At 67.1% G+C, this 14207-nt stretch carries 19 protein-coding genes; 14 read left to right on the plus strand and 5 right to left on the minus strand.

The window, feature by feature from the left end:
- Positions 1–322: 322 nt before the first annotated feature.
- A complete protein-coding gene (locus tag ASD55_RS18415; RefSeq protein ID WP_157598933.1) occupies positions 323–877 on the plus strand; it encodes a DUF1629 domain-containing protein in 555 nt (184 codons plus the stop codon).
- Positions 878–895: 18 nt separating this feature from the next.
- Here the strand turns inward: ASD55_RS18415 and ASD55_RS08770 are convergent, their stop codons facing one another.
- Both ASD55_RS08770 and ASD55_RS08775 read right to left on the minus strand, forming a co-directional pair.
- Positions 896–2731 carry a 3'-5' exonuclease gene (locus ASD55_RS08770; RefSeq protein WP_056715210.1) on the minus strand — a complete coding sequence of 612 codons (1836 nt, stop codon included), beginning with the start codon at positions 2729–2731 and terminating at the stop codon, positions 896–898.
- A 150-nt stretch (positions 2732–2881) separates the two neighbouring features.
- Entirely contained in the window at positions 2882–3811 is a 930-nt protein-coding gene (locus ASD55_RS08775; protein WP_056765411.1) for an oxygenase MpaB family protein, read from the minus strand.
- Here ASD55_RS08775 and ASD55_RS18420 point away from each other — a divergent pair.
- Positions 3798–3962, plus strand: a complete 165-nt coding sequence (locus ASD55_RS18420) for a hypothetical protein (RefSeq protein WP_157581798.1) — start codon at positions 3798–3800, stop codon at positions 3960–3962. The genes ASD55_RS08775 and ASD55_RS18420 overlap by 14 nt on opposite strands.
- Positions 3963–4050: 88 nt before the next feature.
- Positions 4051–5142: a 3-deoxy-7-phosphoheptulonate synthase gene (locus ASD55_RS08780; protein ID WP_056765413.1), complete on the plus strand. Its 1092-nt coding sequence runs from the start codon at positions 4051–4053 to the stop codon at positions 5140–5142.
- A gap of 8 nt (positions 5143–5150) precedes the next feature.
- On the opposite strand, the gene ASD55_RS08785 is transcribed toward ASD55_RS08780, so the two are convergent.
- Entirely contained in the window at positions 5151–5573 is a 423-nt protein-coding gene (locus ASD55_RS08785) for an OsmC family protein (protein WP_056765415.1), read from the minus strand.
- Positions 5574–5717: 144 nt separating this feature from the next.
- On the opposite strand from ASD55_RS08785, the gene ASD55_RS08790 reads away from it, so the two are divergent.
- The 8 genes from ASD55_RS08790 (at position 5718) to ASD55_RS08825 (ending at position 10358) form a co-directional block, all read left to right on the plus strand.
- Complete coding sequence (locus ASD55_RS08790) at positions 5718–5993, plus strand: GNAT family N-acetyltransferase (RefSeq protein ID WP_056765418.1); 276 nt, start codon at positions 5718–5720, stop codon at positions 5991–5993.
- Between the two features lie 22 nt (positions 5994–6015).
- On the plus strand, positions 6016–6717 hold the full coding sequence (locus tag ASD55_RS08795; protein WP_056766020.1) for a DUF1345 domain-containing protein: 702 nt from the start codon (positions 6016–6018) through the stop codon (positions 6715–6717).
- Positions 6718–6802: 85 nt separating this feature from the next.
- Positions 6803–7108 (plus strand): pentapeptide MXKDX repeat protein, encoded by a 306-nt coding sequence (locus tag ASD55_RS08800; RefSeq protein WP_235577766.1) that lies wholly within the window; start codon positions 6803–6805, stop codon positions 7106–7108.
- 104 nt (positions 7109–7212) lie between these two features.
- A complete protein-coding gene (locus ASD55_RS08805) occupies positions 7213–8295 on the plus strand; it encodes a nitronate monooxygenase (protein ID WP_056765423.1) in 1083 nt (360 codons plus the stop codon).
- A 108-nt stretch (positions 8296–8403) separates the two neighbouring features.
- On the plus strand, positions 8404–8802 hold the full coding sequence (rsfS, locus tag ASD55_RS08810) for a ribosome silencing factor (protein ID WP_082542717.1): 399 nt from the start codon (positions 8404–8406) through the stop codon (positions 8800–8802).
- Positions 8803–8814: 12 nt separating this feature from the next.
- Positions 8815–9285: a 23S rRNA (pseudouridine(1915)-N(3))-methyltransferase RlmH gene (rlmH, locus tag ASD55_RS08815; protein WP_056765424.1), complete on the plus strand. Its 471-nt coding sequence runs from the start codon at positions 8815–8817 to the stop codon at positions 9283–9285.
- Between the two features lie 21 nt (positions 9286–9306).
- Positions 9307–9756, plus strand: a complete 450-nt coding sequence (locus ASD55_RS08820; protein ID WP_056765427.1) for a GNAT family N-acetyltransferase — start codon at positions 9307–9309, stop codon at positions 9754–9756.
- A 26-nt stretch (positions 9757–9782) separates the two neighbouring features.
- Positions 9783–10358: a nucleoside triphosphate pyrophosphatase gene (locus ASD55_RS08825; protein WP_056765432.1), complete on the plus strand. Its 576-nt coding sequence runs from the start codon at positions 9783–9785 to the stop codon at positions 10356–10358.
- On the opposite strand, the gene ASD55_RS08830 is transcribed toward ASD55_RS08825, so the two are convergent.
- The gene (locus tag ASD55_RS08830; protein ID WP_056715178.1) at positions 10342–11160 is read right to left on the minus strand and encodes a type II CAAX endopeptidase family protein; all 819 of its coding nucleotides are present in this window, start codon (positions 11158–11160) and stop codon (positions 10342–10344) included. The genes ASD55_RS08825 and ASD55_RS08830 overlap by 17 nt on opposite strands.
- Positions 11161–11339: 179 nt before the next feature.
- Here ASD55_RS08830 and ASD55_RS08835 point away from each other — a divergent pair, with 179 nt between their 5' ends.
- Positions 11340–12116: a class I SAM-dependent methyltransferase gene (locus ASD55_RS08835; RefSeq protein WP_056765435.1), complete on the plus strand. Its 777-nt coding sequence runs from the start codon at positions 11340–11342 to the stop codon at positions 12114–12116.
- Positions 12117–12118: 2 nt separating this feature from the next.
- Here ASD55_RS08835 and ASD55_RS08840 read toward each other — a convergent pair whose 3' ends face one another.
- Positions 12119–12511: an MAPEG family protein gene (locus ASD55_RS08840; RefSeq protein WP_056765438.1), complete on the minus strand. Its 393-nt coding sequence runs from the start codon at positions 12509–12511 to the stop codon at positions 12119–12121.
- Between the two features lie 122 nt (positions 12512–12633).
- On the opposite strand from ASD55_RS08840, the gene ASD55_RS08845 reads away from it, so the two are divergent.
- Positions 12634–13497 (plus strand): neutral zinc metallopeptidase, encoded by an 864-nt coding sequence (locus tag ASD55_RS08845; RefSeq protein WP_056765449.1) that lies wholly within the window; start codon positions 12634–12636, stop codon positions 13495–13497.
- A 319-nt stretch (positions 13498–13816) separates the two neighbouring features.
- On the plus strand, positions 13817–14203 hold the full coding sequence (locus ASD55_RS08850; protein WP_056765452.1) for a YkgJ family cysteine cluster protein: 387 nt from the start codon (positions 13817–13819) through the stop codon (positions 14201–14203).
- The last annotated feature ends 4 nt before the right edge of the window (positions 14204–14207 follow it).

The raw sequence follows: 14207 nt of genomic DNA on the forward strand, positions 1-14207 counted from the left end.
GAAAGCGTTGGGCGGCTTGACACCTGCCGCCTACGCGAAACAGTTAAAGTGACCCCGGACTCTAAACCTTCCTGCTACTCAATGCGGGGGGACGTCGATGGCAAGCTAGTCCGGACGCAGCGCAACGAGCCGCTTCTTCCAAGGCCTGCACAGCCGAAAAGCTATCGTCGCAACACCTGTGTCGGCCTCGCTCACCTGACGGCTTGCTGCGGATCAGCATCGCCAGCCATCAGATCGCTGCCAAAGCCGTGAACCCTGTTCTCGATAGCATCAAAGCGGCGCTCATTTCAGGCATTCTTTCACTTTGATCCGGGGTTGATCCATGGCGGTTTTTGAACTGCGTAATGCCTGCGTGAGCGACCATGCCATGGTGGTTCCTGTCGACGATCATGAGTTGCTCGAAGGACGATTCTGGATCGACGGAAAGCCAAAAAACTGGATGGATCGTCCCGTGGTGGAATTTGCCGATAGCAAACGGCGCAAAAACAAGCGTCCTCCCGCGGACGTGAGTGCCATGCTCCCCGGTGCACTGGTATTGAATGAACGCGCCAGGGACGCGCTGGGTTCCTTTCTGTCCCAGTTTGGTCAAATGCTTGAGCTTGATTGCGGAGGCACTGGAGAGATTCGTTATCTCTACAATGTGACCAACGTCGTGCCATGTGTAGACATCGGTCGTTCTGAAAAGAACGACCGGGGACACGTACGGCTGGAAAGATTCAATGATTTGTTGACTCCGAGAAAAGCTGCGGTTTTCAAGGATCCGTCAACTGTAAAGACTCGGATTTACATTAATGGCGCGGGACGGGCAATTCTCGATCCCCTGATTGCTTCTGCGAAATTGACCGGCGTTGAGTGTGGAGCGCTGGAGCCCATGTGATTCGGCTCGAGTTCCATTTCATGCGACGGAGTTCAGTTGTCCCCGCACGTCATTGATCGAATCGCGGATGCGCTTGCTGAAGACCGAGTCGTCGTGGTGGATCAGCAGCAGGTGTTCGGTGGCGCGGGTCATCGCCACGTAGAGCAGGCGGGCTTCGTCGGCTTCGCTCTGGCCTTCCTTGGGCAGGCCGCCGATGCCGGGGATGATCACGAACGGGAACTCCAGGCCCTTGCTGGAGTGCATGGTGACCAGCTTCACGCTGTCCTCGACCACGAACAGCGTCTGCTTGCCGGCGTTGTCGGCCAGCCGGCTGGGGATGTCCAGGCGCTTGAGCACTTCGTGCAATTTCTCGCCTTCCCACTGGTTGCGATAGATCACCGCCATCTCCGAATACGGACGGCCGTGCGCGTGCTCGTCGCGCAGCCGCGCGATCAGCACGTCCATCTGCGCGCGGGCGGTGTCGGTGCGCACCAGCTCGGGCACGGCGCCGCGGCGGCCGGCGCTTTCGGGCGCGATCAGCGGTACGCCGTCGCCGTCGGCATCGTCGAGGCGCGCGGCCAGCAGGTCCTGGGCGAAGGCGCGCGCCACCGAGAGGATTTCCAGCGTGTTGCGGTAGTTGAGCTTGAGGATGGTGGTGCGGCCCTGGGCCTGCACGCCGAGGCTTTTCCAGCTGATCTTGCGGCGATTAGGGTTGCCGTAGATGTTCTGCGCGTCGTCGTACAACACCAGCAGCGAATTGGTGGCCGGGTCGATCATCTGCACGATCAGCTTGTACCAGTCCGGCTCGAAGTCGTGGCCTTCGTCCACCAGCACCGCGCCGTACTGGGCGCGCGGAATCTGGCCGCGGTCGACGCCGGCGATCACCGCCGGCGGCAGCGCCTCGATGAAGGCCTTGCCGCTGCCTGCCGGCAGCGGCTCGTTGTACGCCACCAACATCTTGCGGCACCACTTGTGGAAGTTGTAGACCTGCACCTTCTCGCCCAGGCCGCGTTCGCCGATCAGCTGTTCCAGCCGCGCGGCGAGCGTCCTGTTGTAGCAGAGCACCAGGATGGGTTTGGTCAGTTCTCGCGCCAACTGCATCGCGCGGAAGCCCAGGATCATCGTCTTGCCCGAACCGGCCACGCCGTGGATCACGCGGTGCTCGCCGCCCAGCGAACGCGCCAGCTGTTCCTGCTGTCCGTCCATCACCTTGATCAGGTCGGGGATTTCCAGCGGACGCACCGCCGCGTCGGTGGGACCGAACAGGCCGAACTGGCCGCTGCCGGCTTCCACGCGCAGTTCGGGGAACAGGTGCCAGCGCACGCGATCGATCTGGGGCAGGGTCATGGTCACCGGAAACACCTGCGGGAACATCGCCCACAGCCGCTCCTGGAACGCTTCGGCGTCGACCGTCTCGTACAGTTCGTCGCGGCAGATCACCAGGTGTCCGGGCAGCACCTCGCCCAGCGCGCCTTCGTCGAACTGCTTGCGGGTGATGTTGGCCAGCACCACGCCCCAGCCCCACGGCATGATCAGTTTGCCGGCGTAGCGCGAGCCTTCCGGATAACGCAGCGCCGGGTCGCGTTCCAGCACCACGCCGATCTCCAGTGCATAGGCACGCGCCTGCAGCAGCGGATTGTTCTCCTTGATCAGGCCGCGCTCGGTGACCAGGGTGAACTGGGTGCTGTCGGCGTGGCGGATGGTGTCGGCCTTCCAGTCCTTCACCTCCAGCACCAGCAGGCCTCGGCGCGGATGGAACACCACAAAATCCGGATGGCGCTGCTTCAGCCCCACCGGTACGTCGTACCACAGCAGGTAGTCGTCCTCGAGTTTCTGTTCGAGCCGCTCGGAGACGCGCTTCTCGCCGCCGGTCATCCGCGGCAGGCAGCTGTTGCGGCTGGGAATGAGTGTCGCCACGAGAACCCCTGGAAGTGCGTGCCCGCCGACGTTAGCCGATGGGGCGGGACTGTCAATCCTGGAAGGTCAGTCCGGACCCGCCAGTCCGGACCCGCCAGTGCGGGCCCGTCAATCTCGGCCGGACGGCGCGTTCCACCGGTGCAACTGCTCGGGCGGCATATCCATGCGCCGGCAGGCGCGGCTGGCGATGCCGTCGCGCAGGGCGGCGCGGAAGGCCGGCGCCATCAGCCACAGCGCGCGGGCGGCAAGGCGGGCCTGGCGCTGCTGGCGTGGCGTGCGCTCCAGCAGCGTGATGGCCCAGTCCGGCAGCAGGGCGCTGCCGGCCAGCAGGAACAGGTCGCACGACAGTCCGGCGGCCGGCACCGGCAGGCGCACCTGGCCGAGCAGGCCGAGCACCACGCGGGAACGTTCGGTATAGGCCAGCTCGGGCTGGATGCGCCGGAAATACGCGGTGACGTCCCGTTCGCTGGCGGGAACATCGCGCGCGCCCAGCGCCTCGGCGATCTGCCGCACTTCGTCGTAGTAGCGATCGGCCGCGCCCGGCGGCATCGCGATGTGGCTGTAGCTGCGGTAACCCTGCAGGAAGCAGTAGGCCTCGCTGACATGCACCCAGGTCAGCAGGTCCGGATCGTTGGCGCTGTATGGACGTCCATCCTCGCCGTGGCCGGTGATGTGGCCGTGGATCATCCGCACGTGTTCGATCAGCGCCTCGGTCTGCGCGCGGGGCGCGTAGGTGGTGCCGCCGACAAAGGCGGTGGTGCGGCGCAGCCGGCCGACCAGGTCGTCGCGGAAGTTGGAATGATCCCAGACCCCGGCCAGGGCCAGCGGATGCAGGGTCTGCAAGGTCAGCGCCGCGAGGCCCCCGGCCAGCATGCCGGGGAAGTCCGAATGCACGCGCCAGGTGGCGCTGTCCGGCCCGAACAGGCCCGGATCACCGTGCGGATGGTCGTAGTCGAGGCTGCCGGTGTCGGCGCGCGGAAAGGCGCGCAGCACCCAGTGGCGGATCGGTTGGCGGAGCACGTCGATGGGCGATGGCATGCGCCCAGTCTATCGTCTGGATGACGGGAAGTTTGATTTGGACGTCCATTGTGTTATCAATGACGCCATGCATTCCGCCACCGCCCGCCTGTTCTTCTGGTTTTACGGCTATCCGAAGCCAACGGCGGCGGCGCGGGCGCGATCGTTTTGAACTGATCGACACAACCTCACCGAACCGCCAGCCTCCCTGGCGGTTTTTTTTGGCCGCCTCCGGGGAACCCACCAGGAGAACCGCTGCCATGCACACCACCGACGACCTGCGCATCCGCGCACTCACCCGCCTCAGCACGCCGGCCGAGGTCATGCGCGACTGCGCCGCCACGGCGCCGGCGATCGCCACGGTGGAAGCGGCGCGACAGGCGCTGCACGGCATCATCGGCGGCAGTGACGACCGCCTGGCCGTGGTGATCGGGCCATGTTCGATCCATGACCCGAAAGCGGCGCTGGAGTACGCCGGGCGACTCGCGCCGCTGCGCCGTGAACTCGGCGACGCGCTGGAAATCGTGATGCGGGTGTACTTCGAGAAGCCACGCACCACGGTGGGCTGGAAGGGCCTGATCAACGACCCCGACCTGGACGGCAGCTTCCGCATCGACAAGGGCCTGCGCATCGCTCGCGTCCTGCTGCGCGACATCAACGCGCTGGGCGTGCCGGCCGGTTGCGAGTTCCTGGACATGATCACGCCGCAGTACATCGCCGACCTGGTGGCCTGGGGCGCGGTCGGCGCGCGCACCACGGAAAGCCAGGTGCATCGCGAACTGGCGTCGGGACTGTCCTGCCCGGTGGGTTTCAAGAACGGCACCGACGGCAATGTGCGGATCGCGGTGGATGCGGTGCAGGCGGCGGCCCAGCCCCACCACTTCATGGCCGTCACCAAGGACGGCCAGGCCGCGATCGCCAGCACCAGCGGCAACACCGACTGCCACGTCATCCTGCGCGGCGGCAGGCAGCCGAACTACGACGAGGCGAGCGTGGAGGCGGCCTGCGCTTCCATCGGCAAGGCCGGCTTGCCCGCCCGCGTGATGATCGACGTCAGCCATGCCAACAGTGGCAAGCTGCCGGAGAACCAGCCGAAGGTGATCGACGACCTCGCCCAGCGCATGGCCGCCGGCGAACGGCGCATCCTCGGCGTGATGGTGGAAAGCCACCTGGTCGGTGGCCGCCAGGAATTGCTTGTTGGGCAGCCGCTGCGTTACGGCCAGAGCATCACCGACGGCTGCATCGACTGGGACACCTCGGTCGGCGTGCTGACGAGGCTGGCACAGGCGGTGCGCCAGCGTCGCCAGCACGAGGCGTCCGCTGCCACGGCGGAGGCCATGGCGGCGGCCTGAGCTGCGCGTCAGAGCAGGCGCGCCTCCAGCGTGATCTTCGCATTGAGCACTTTGGATACCGGGCAACCCTGTTTGGTCTCCTCGGTGATGCGCTTGAACGCGTCCGCTTCCGCGCCGGGCACGCGAGCCTCGCAGTCGAGGTGGACGGCGGTGATCGAAAAACCGTCGCCATCCTTGTCAAGCGTCACCACGGCCCGGGTGTCGATGCTGTCGGCGGTCAGTCCGGCGTTGCCCAGGCCCAGCGACAGCGCCATCGAATAGCAGGCGGCATGCGCCGCAGCGATCAGTTCCTCCGGATTGGTGCCGGGGCCGCTCTCGAAGCGGGACTTGAATCCGTACGGCGCTTCGCGCAAGGCGGCGGTCTCGGTAGAGATCGTGCCCTGGCCATCCTTGATGCCACCGGACCAATGGGCGGATGCGGATTTCTTCATGGAATGCTCCTGCGCGGCTGTGGGGTGAAGGCCGACTGTGCGCCCCCGGCCATGTAACTGGCGCGAACGAAGTCGGTGCAGTGCTTCACGCGCGATTGCCGTTGGCGCCGTACCATCGCCGTTTGCACCCCAGCAGGAACAATCATGTCCTACGTTATCCGCCACGACCGTGCCGCCCACCGTTTCCAGACCGAGGTGGAGGGTGTGCCCTGCGTGCTCGATTACCTGCTCGCCGCGGGCGTGATGACCATCACCCATACCGGCGTGCCGGCCGAAGTGGGTGGCCGCGGGATTGCCGCGGCGCTGGTCCAGTCCGCGATGGACACGGCGCGCAGCGAGGGCTGGAAAGTCGTCCCGGCCTGCTCGTATGCTGCCGCATGGATGCAACGCCACCCCGACTACGCCGACCTGCTGGCCTGACCCTGCGCTGGTGGAGCGCGTGGTGAGCGAGGGCTCCACGCCGGATCGACCGGCCCGGCCGGGCCGGCGGGCATCGCGCGGCTGGCGCCCGTGGGCATTCGCCAGGGGGCGCCCACGAACGATCGGTTCGATGCTGGTGTTCGTGGTCGCGGTTGCCGGATTGCTGGTCAGCGGCATGCGGCTGGCCAACGCGGTACTGCTGGCCTTCGATCTCGCCGCGGTGATCTTCCTGGGCGTGATGCTTCATCTGTTCAACCGGTCCACGCCGGACACGATGCGCAGCCAGGCGCAGGCGATCGACACCGGTCGCTGGGGCGTACTGCTGGGTGGCGTACTGCTGTCGGGCGTGGTGCTGGGCGCACTGGGCATGGAACTGCACGCGGCACGCAGTGGTGGCGTCCTGGCACTGGGCGTGGGCGTGCTCAGCGTGATCCTCAGCTGGCTGTTCCTCAACGTGATGTTCGCGATCCATTACGCGCATGGCTACTACGGCGATTTCGGCAAGCAGCACGCCGGCCTGGAGTTTCCGCATACGCCCGACCCGGACTACTGGGACTTCGCCTATTTCTCGATCGTGATCGGCATGACCTTCCAGGTCTCCGACGTGCAGATCACCAGCAACTACCTGCGTCGCGTGGTGCTGATGCACAGCGTGATCGCATTCTTCTTCAACGTGTTCATCATCGCGATCACGGTGAACATCGTGGCCGGGCAGGGCGGCTGACCCGGCGGGGTAACCCGGGCGTGGGCCATGGCGAATGGAGAGGTGGAGCGGCCCGACCGCTCCATCCCTTTTCGAGGAATGACCGATGATGAATGCACGCCTTGCCCTTGCTCTTGCCGCCGCCATGACCTGCGGCCTCGCCACCAGCACCGCGTTCGCCCAGGATGCGATGGCTGCCAGCTCCAGCACCGCGATGTCGCACGACGCCATGTCGAAGGATGCGATGAAGCAGGATTCGATGAAGATGGACGCCATGAAGCACGATTCGATGAAGGCTGATTCGATGAAGCATGATTCGATGAAGCATGATTCGATGAAGCGCGATGCGATGAAGCATGACTCGATGAAGCACGGTTCGATGAAGAAGGATGCGATGAGCTCCGGCGGCTGACCGGGCGCCGCCGACGGGGCATCGCGCGGCGACGCGCCGTCGGCGGCTTCAGTTGCCGCGGGTGGCGGTGGATACTTGGCCATCTTTCCCGCAGGCCATCAGCCATGAGCGCGTCGTTCGCCAGCCGGCTCGGCATCGAGCATCCGTTGATCCAGGCACCCATGGCCGGATCGACGTCACCCGCGCTGGTTGCGGCGGTGTCGAACGCCGGCGCGCTGGGTTCGCTGGGCGCCGGTTACCTGGAACCGCAGGCGATCCTCGATCAGGCCGCGGAGATCCGTACGCTGGGCGACCGCCCATATGCGATCGGCCTGTTCGTGTTGCCGGATGAATTCGAGGCCGACATGGCGGCGGTGACGCAAGCGCGCGAACAGCTCGACGCGCTGATGATCCGCGAAGGGCTCGATGTCCGCACCGCCGTGCCCGCGCGCTGGGCGCCGCGATTCTCCGACCAGTTCGCCGCCCTGTGCGAGGCGCGTCCAGCGGTGGCCAGTTTCGCCTTCGGCGTGATCGGCCCCGCGCAGATGCGCGAGCTGCGGCAGCGCGACATCTACGTGATCGGCACCGCCACCACGGTGGCCGAGGCGCGCGCCTGGGTCGAGGCGGGCGCGAACGCGGTTTCGATGCAGGGGGCCGAGGCGGGCGGCCATCGCGGCAGCTTCCTGCATGAAGCGGAGGACGCGATGATCGGCCTGTTCGCATTGTTGCCGCTCACCGTGCGCGCGCTGGCGGCCAGCGGCCGGGAGGTGCCGGTGATCGCCGCCGGCGGCATCATGGACGGTCGCGGCATGCTGGCGGCCGAAGCGCTGGGCGCGGCGGCCAGCCAGCTGGGCACGGCCTTCCTGACCTGCCCGGAATGCCCGGCGGCTACGGCGTGGAAGCAGGATCTGCCCCGGGTCGAAGAACACCGGGTCACCACCATCCGCGGCTTCTCCGGTCGCGCCGCCCGCGGCCTGCGCAACCGTTTCGTCGAGGCGATGCCGGCGGCGGCGCAGGGCCTGCCGTACCCGATCCTCAACGCGCTCACCGCGCCGCTGCGCCGTGCCGCGGCCGCAGCAGGCCGTGGCGACCTGTTGTCCGAATGGTGCGGCCAGGCTGCTGCCCTGGTCCGTCCGCAACCTGCCGCCGAATTGGTCGCGCGGCTGATGCACGAGTACCGGCTGGCCTGCCGTTCCCTGGCGCATTGATCGGCGAACAGGGAGAGCCCTGGACGCGTTGAGGTGCCGGCGCCGGCAGGGCGGTTATACTGCGCCCGCGCCATCCTGCGCTGCGACTCCGCACCGAGGCCCATCCTCTTGAGCACTGCCCGTACCAACAAGTCCGTCACCACGGCGACCCTGCGCAAGTCGGTCATCGACGCGCTGGAAGAACTGAAAGCCAAGGACGTGCGCGAGATCGACGTCCGCGGCAAGACCTCCATCGCCGACCTGCTGGTCATCGCGTCGGGCACCTCCGCCCGCCACGTCAAGTCGATTGCCGACGAAGTGGCCAAGTTCGCCAAGAAGGCCGGCGTGATGCCGCTGGGCGTGGAAGGCGAAACCGAGGGCGAGTGGGTGCTGGTCGACCTGGGCGACGTGATCGTCCACGTCATGCTGCCGCGCATCCGCGAGTTCTATGGCCTGGAGCGGCTGTGGACGGTGGGCGACCACGGTCACGAAAGCGAGACTGGCGGCGAAGCCGCACAGGCAGGCTGAGCCGCCGCGTCGATGCGCGCGCGCCTGATCGCCGTCGGTGAACGCATGCCCGGCTGGGTGGCCGAGGGCTTTGCCGAGTACCGCAAGCGGCTTTCGCACGACCTGCCGCTGGATCTGGTTGAGCTGAAACCCGGCATCCGCGGCAAGGGCCGCGACGACGCGCGGGCGATCCAGGACGAAGGCGCGGCAATCCTTGCCGCCCTGCCGCACGACATCCATGTGGTCGCACTGGACGGTCGCGGCAAGACCTGGTCCAGCGAAGAGCTGGCTGCGCAACTGGAGAAGTGGCGCATGGCCGGGCGCGACCTGGCCTTCCTGATCGGCGGTCCCGATGGCCACGCGCCCGAGGTATTGCAGCGCGCCGACCAGCGCTGGTCGCTCGGGCCGCTCACCCTGCCGCACATGCTGGTGCGACTGGTGCTGGCCGAGCAGCTGTATCGTGCGACCACGATCATGAGCGGCCACCCCTATCATCGGGCTTGATGCTTCCTAAGGAGCGCGCGTATGTCCTTCTCCATCCGTCCGGCAACCCGTTCCGATCTCGATGCGCTGGTGCCACTGTTCGATGGCTACCGGCAGTTCTACGGCCAGCCGTCCGATCCGGCGCGCGCGCACGAGTTTCTGGCGGCGCGGCTTGCCCGGCATGAATCGCTGATCCTGCTGGCCTGCGACGAACACGGCGAAGGGCTTGGTTTCACCCAGCTGTATCCGCTGTTTTCCTCCGTGCGCACGGTGCGCACCTGGCTGCTCAACGACCTGTTCGTCAACGCGTCGGCGCGCCGACGTGGTGTGGCGGCGGCATTGCTGCGCGCGGCGGCGGATCAGGCGCGCGCGCTGGGGGCAGCCAGTCTGTCGCTGTCCACCGCGCTGGACAATGCGCCGGCACAGGCGCTGTACGAATCGCTGGGCTGGCAACGTGACTCGCAGTTCTGCGAGTACGGGCTGACACTCTGACTTTCCCCGCATCCGACGGACTTCGCATGTTGTATCTCGCCTCGCAATCGCCACGCCGCCGTCAGTTGCTGGAGCAGCTGGGCGTGACCTTTGCGGTGATCGATGTCGAGGTGCCCGAGCAGCGCGAACCGGGTGAATCGCCGCAGGACTACGTGAGCCGCGTGGCTCGCGACAAGGCCCGTGCCGGCCTGGCGGCGCTGCCCGATGCGTCGGCGTCCCGGGTGCTGGGCGCGGACACCGAAGTGGTGCTGGACGACGAGGTGTTCGGCAAGCCGCGCGATGCCGCGGATGCGGCCGCGATGCTGCAGCGGCTCTCCGGTCGCACGCATACGGTGATTTCGACGCTGTGGCTGGTCGGCGGGCAGGGCGAGTACCGGGAGGAATGCCTTTCCCTGGTGCGGTTCGGCGCGCTGGATGACGGGACGATCCAGGCTTACGTAGCCAGCGGCGAGCCGTTCGGCAAGGCCGGCGCGTATGCCATCCAGGGACGCGCGGGGGCCATGATCGAGCATCTGGCCGGCAGCTATTCCGGGGTGATGGGGCTGCCGCTGTTCGAAACGGCGCGACTGCTGCGTCGTGGCGGAGTCACCCCGTCGCCTTGACGGCGATGAACCAGCCGGCGACGGCCAGCAGATTGTTCATGCCATGCGCCAGCACGGCGGGCCAGATCGACTTCGAACCCAGGCGCAGGACCGCCAGCAGCACCGCCAGCAACAGCAGGCTCGGTACCGCATACCACTGGTAATCCAGCCCCGGCAGATGGATCAGCGCAAACGCCAGTGAACTGAACGCCACCGCCAGGCCGGCACGGCAATGCCTCATCAGGGCCGACAGCAGCACGCCGCGAAACAGCAGTTCCTCCACGACCGGGCCCACGCCGACCACCACCAGCACCAGCAGGAGGCGAGATGCCAGCGGAGTCCGCGCGCCGATCTGCTGGATGTCCTGGGTCACCGGATGGCCCTGCGCCAGCCATTGCGTCAGCAGCGAACCGATCCACGGCAGCAACAGGCCGGTGGCGATGGCCAGTGCGAAGAACCAGGCACGGCTGGGCGCGACGAAACCCAGCCCCGGCGGCTGACCCGTCGACCACCACGCGCCCCACTGCCGATGCGCCAGCCACAGGGTCAGGGGTGCGGCCGCGCCCAGCGAGACGATCGCCAACCAGGCCTGCATGCCTGGCTGGGCGAGGCTGGTGCCGACGGCAACTTCCAGGCCGGTCGCCGGGTGATCGAACATCGCGGCGAACATGGCTACCAGCGCAAACGCGAATCCGGCCAGCAATTGCAGCGCAAAGTAGCCCGCGATGATGCCTGCCGCGCCGCCCAGGCCCGGTGGCAGTCGATATTTCGTGCTGGAGGGCAGGGCGGGTGGCCGGGGTGTCTGGATACCACTGACTTCCATGCGTTGATCATGCCTGCGGGATGCGAGTGAAGGCGCGGGGCGTGCTTCGAGGTGTCACCCGCCGGACCGGTCTTCACCCGTGCCGGGAGCGTGCGTGGGCCACGGCTTGCAGCGCGGGGTCATGCCGCTACTATGCCAAACAGCAGAAGCTTGCGTCACCAGTGGCTACAGGGGGTGTGATGGCTATCGACTTCGGCAGGACGGCCGCTGACTACGCGCGCCATCGGGCAGGGTTCCCCGAGATCTTCTTCGAGCGCCTGCTTGGCGACGGCAGCGTCCATCCCGGTGACGCGGCGCTGGATCTGGGCACCGGCACCGGTACGGTGGCCCGCGGGCTGGCCTTGCGCGGCTGCGACGTCACCGGGCTGGATCACTCCGCCCCGTTGCTCGCGCAAGCCGCGGAGCTGGATCGCGCCGCAGGCGTGCAGGTGAAGCAGGTCAGGGCCCGGGTCGAGAACGCCGATTTCGCATCGGCTTCGTTCGACGTGGTGACAGCCGGGCAATGCTGGCACTGGTTCGAGCGGGCCCGCAGCGCCGCGCTGGTGCGCAAGTGGCTGCGGCCCGGTGGCCGCTTCGTGATCGCGCATTTCGACTGGGTGCCGCTCAACGGCAACATGGTGCAGGACACCGAGCGCCTGATTCTTGCCTACAACGCGGGCTGGACCATGCACAGCGGCAGTGGCTTGTATCCGGCATGGCTCAAGGACCTGGCCGAAGCCGGCTTCAACGACCTGCGCACCTGGTCGCTGGATGTGGAGGTTCCCTACAGCCACGCCGACTGGCGGGGGCGCATCCGCGCCAGTGCCGGCATCGGTGCCAGCCTGGACGAGGCGAAGGTGCAACGCTTCGATGCCGAGCTGGCCGAGATGCTGGCCAAGCGCCACGCCGGCGAGCCGATGGCGGTGCCGCATCGCCTGTGGGTGTTGAGCGGCACCGCTCCGGGTTTGCTCGACTGACTTCAGCCGACCATCATCGCGCGCGCCACGCCGATGCAGGCCATCACGAGCGCCGCGGCCCAGCCGAGCATGCTCACCAGATAACCCGGCCCGCGCTTGCTGGCGTCGCGCAGATAGGCCAGGGCATACCACACGCGGCCGACCAGCCAGACCAGGCCCGCGATGCCGGCCCATCCGGTGAAGCCGTAGTGAGCCGCCAGCCACAGCGTCGGCAGGAACATCACCGTGGCCTCCAGCGTGTTCATCTGCACCCGGTAGGCCCGCTCGAAGGCCGGGTCGCCGGTGGTCGCCGGCGCCTTGACGCTGTACTTGCCGCGGGCATGGCCAACCGCCCACATGGTGCCGAACAGCAGCAGTACGGTGAGCAGGGTAACCAGGGCGGGCAGGTGGGTCATGCTGAAATCCTCACGAAGGGTGGCCTACTTTAGCCGTGATGTCCGACGTGGCGCGATGCGCGGCAGCGCGCTATCGTCGCCAGACAGCGCCGAGGCGCACGTACCAGCACTGCGGGGGATCTATGGATTGGCGAAAGGGCGGCAGCAGCAACAACGTCGAGATCGACAGCGGTAGCGGTGGTGGCGGCCGGCGCTTCGGCGGCGGTCGTGGCATGGGCCTGGGCACCATCGTGGTGCTGGCGCTGATCGGCTGGATCTTCTTCAAGAACCCGATGGCGTTGCTGGACCAGGGCAGCATCCAGCCCGGCGCCGGCAGCCAGGCCGGCGTGCCGGCCCAGGTCGATCCCGAGCAGAAGGATTTCGTCAGCGCCGTGCTGCATTCCACCGAGCAGAGCTGGGGCGAGATCTTTCGCGAACACGGTGCCACCTATGTCGAGCCCAAGCTGCACCTGTTCAGCGGCGGCGTAAGCACGGCCTGCGGCAGCGCCAGCACGGCGGTGGGCCCGTTCTATTGCCCGGGCGACCAGAAGGTCTACCTGGACGTGGCGTTCTTCCAGCAACTGCAGGACGAACTGCATTCCTCCGGCGACTTCGCCCGCGCCTACGTGATTGCGCACGAGGTCGGCCATCACGTGCAGAAGCTGACCGGCGTGTTCGACAAGGTCGACCAGGCGCGGCGCCAGGGCGCCCCGATGGATGGCGCCGACGGCTTGTCGGTGCGACAGGAACTGCAGGCGGACTGCTACGCCGGCGTGTGGGCCAACCACAGCCAGAAGGAATTGAACTGGCTGCAGCCGGGTGACATCGAATCGGCGCTCAACGCCGCCAGCCACATCGGCGACGACACCTTGCAGCAGCAGGCGCAAGGCCGCGTGCGTCCGGACACCTTCACCCACGGCACCTCGGCCCAGCGCGTGAAGTGGTTCAAGACTGGCTTCGCCAGCGGCGACATGGCCCAGTGCAATACCTTCGCCGGAGAGCCATAAAGCAAGCAAGCGCTCGACCTTGAGGTCGAGCGCTTTCCGTCTACCTCCCCTGCAAGCAGGGGAGGGCAAGGGTGGGGTCGCTCTTGCAAGCAAGCGCTCAACTTCCGGTCGAGCGCTCTCCGTCTACCTCCCCTGCAAGCAGGGGAGGGCAAGGGTGGGGTCGCTCTTGCAAGCAAGCGCTCAACTTCCGCTCGAGCGCTTTTCGTCTACCTCCCCTGCTAGAGGGGGTCAAAGCGACGTCGCTCCCCCACTCCCCAACCGCCTTTCCGCGCACTAGAATCCGCTCCCTGCGCGCCTCGGGGCGCGCCTGGTCGGTTCGATGGATCATCCCTGTCTGCGTTGCGGTGCCTGCTGCGCGTTCTTTCGCGTGGCCTTCCATTGGTCGGAAGCGGAAGCGTTCCTCGGCGGCTGCGTGCCGCCCGAGCTGACCGAAAAACTCGATCCGCACCGGCTGGCCATGCGCGGCACCAACGCCGCGCAGATACGCTGCGTGGCGCTGCAGGGCGTGGTGGGCGAGGCCGCCCATTGCGGCATCTATCCGCAACGACCGTCGGTATGCCGCGAAGTGCAGCCGTCATGGGAGTTTGGCGCGATCAGCCCGCAATGCGACAAGGCGCGGCTGGCCCATGGCCTGGCCGTGCTGACGCCCGGAGACTGGCTCGATCCCTCCGATGCCGGCCTGCCGCCATTGCCGCAAAGTGCCTGAAGCG

It is taken from the genome of Rhodanobacter sp. Root561 (assembly GCF_001427365.1).
Classification (GTDB): domain Bacteria; phylum Pseudomonadota; class Gammaproteobacteria; order Xanthomonadales; family Rhodanobacteraceae; genus Rhodanobacter.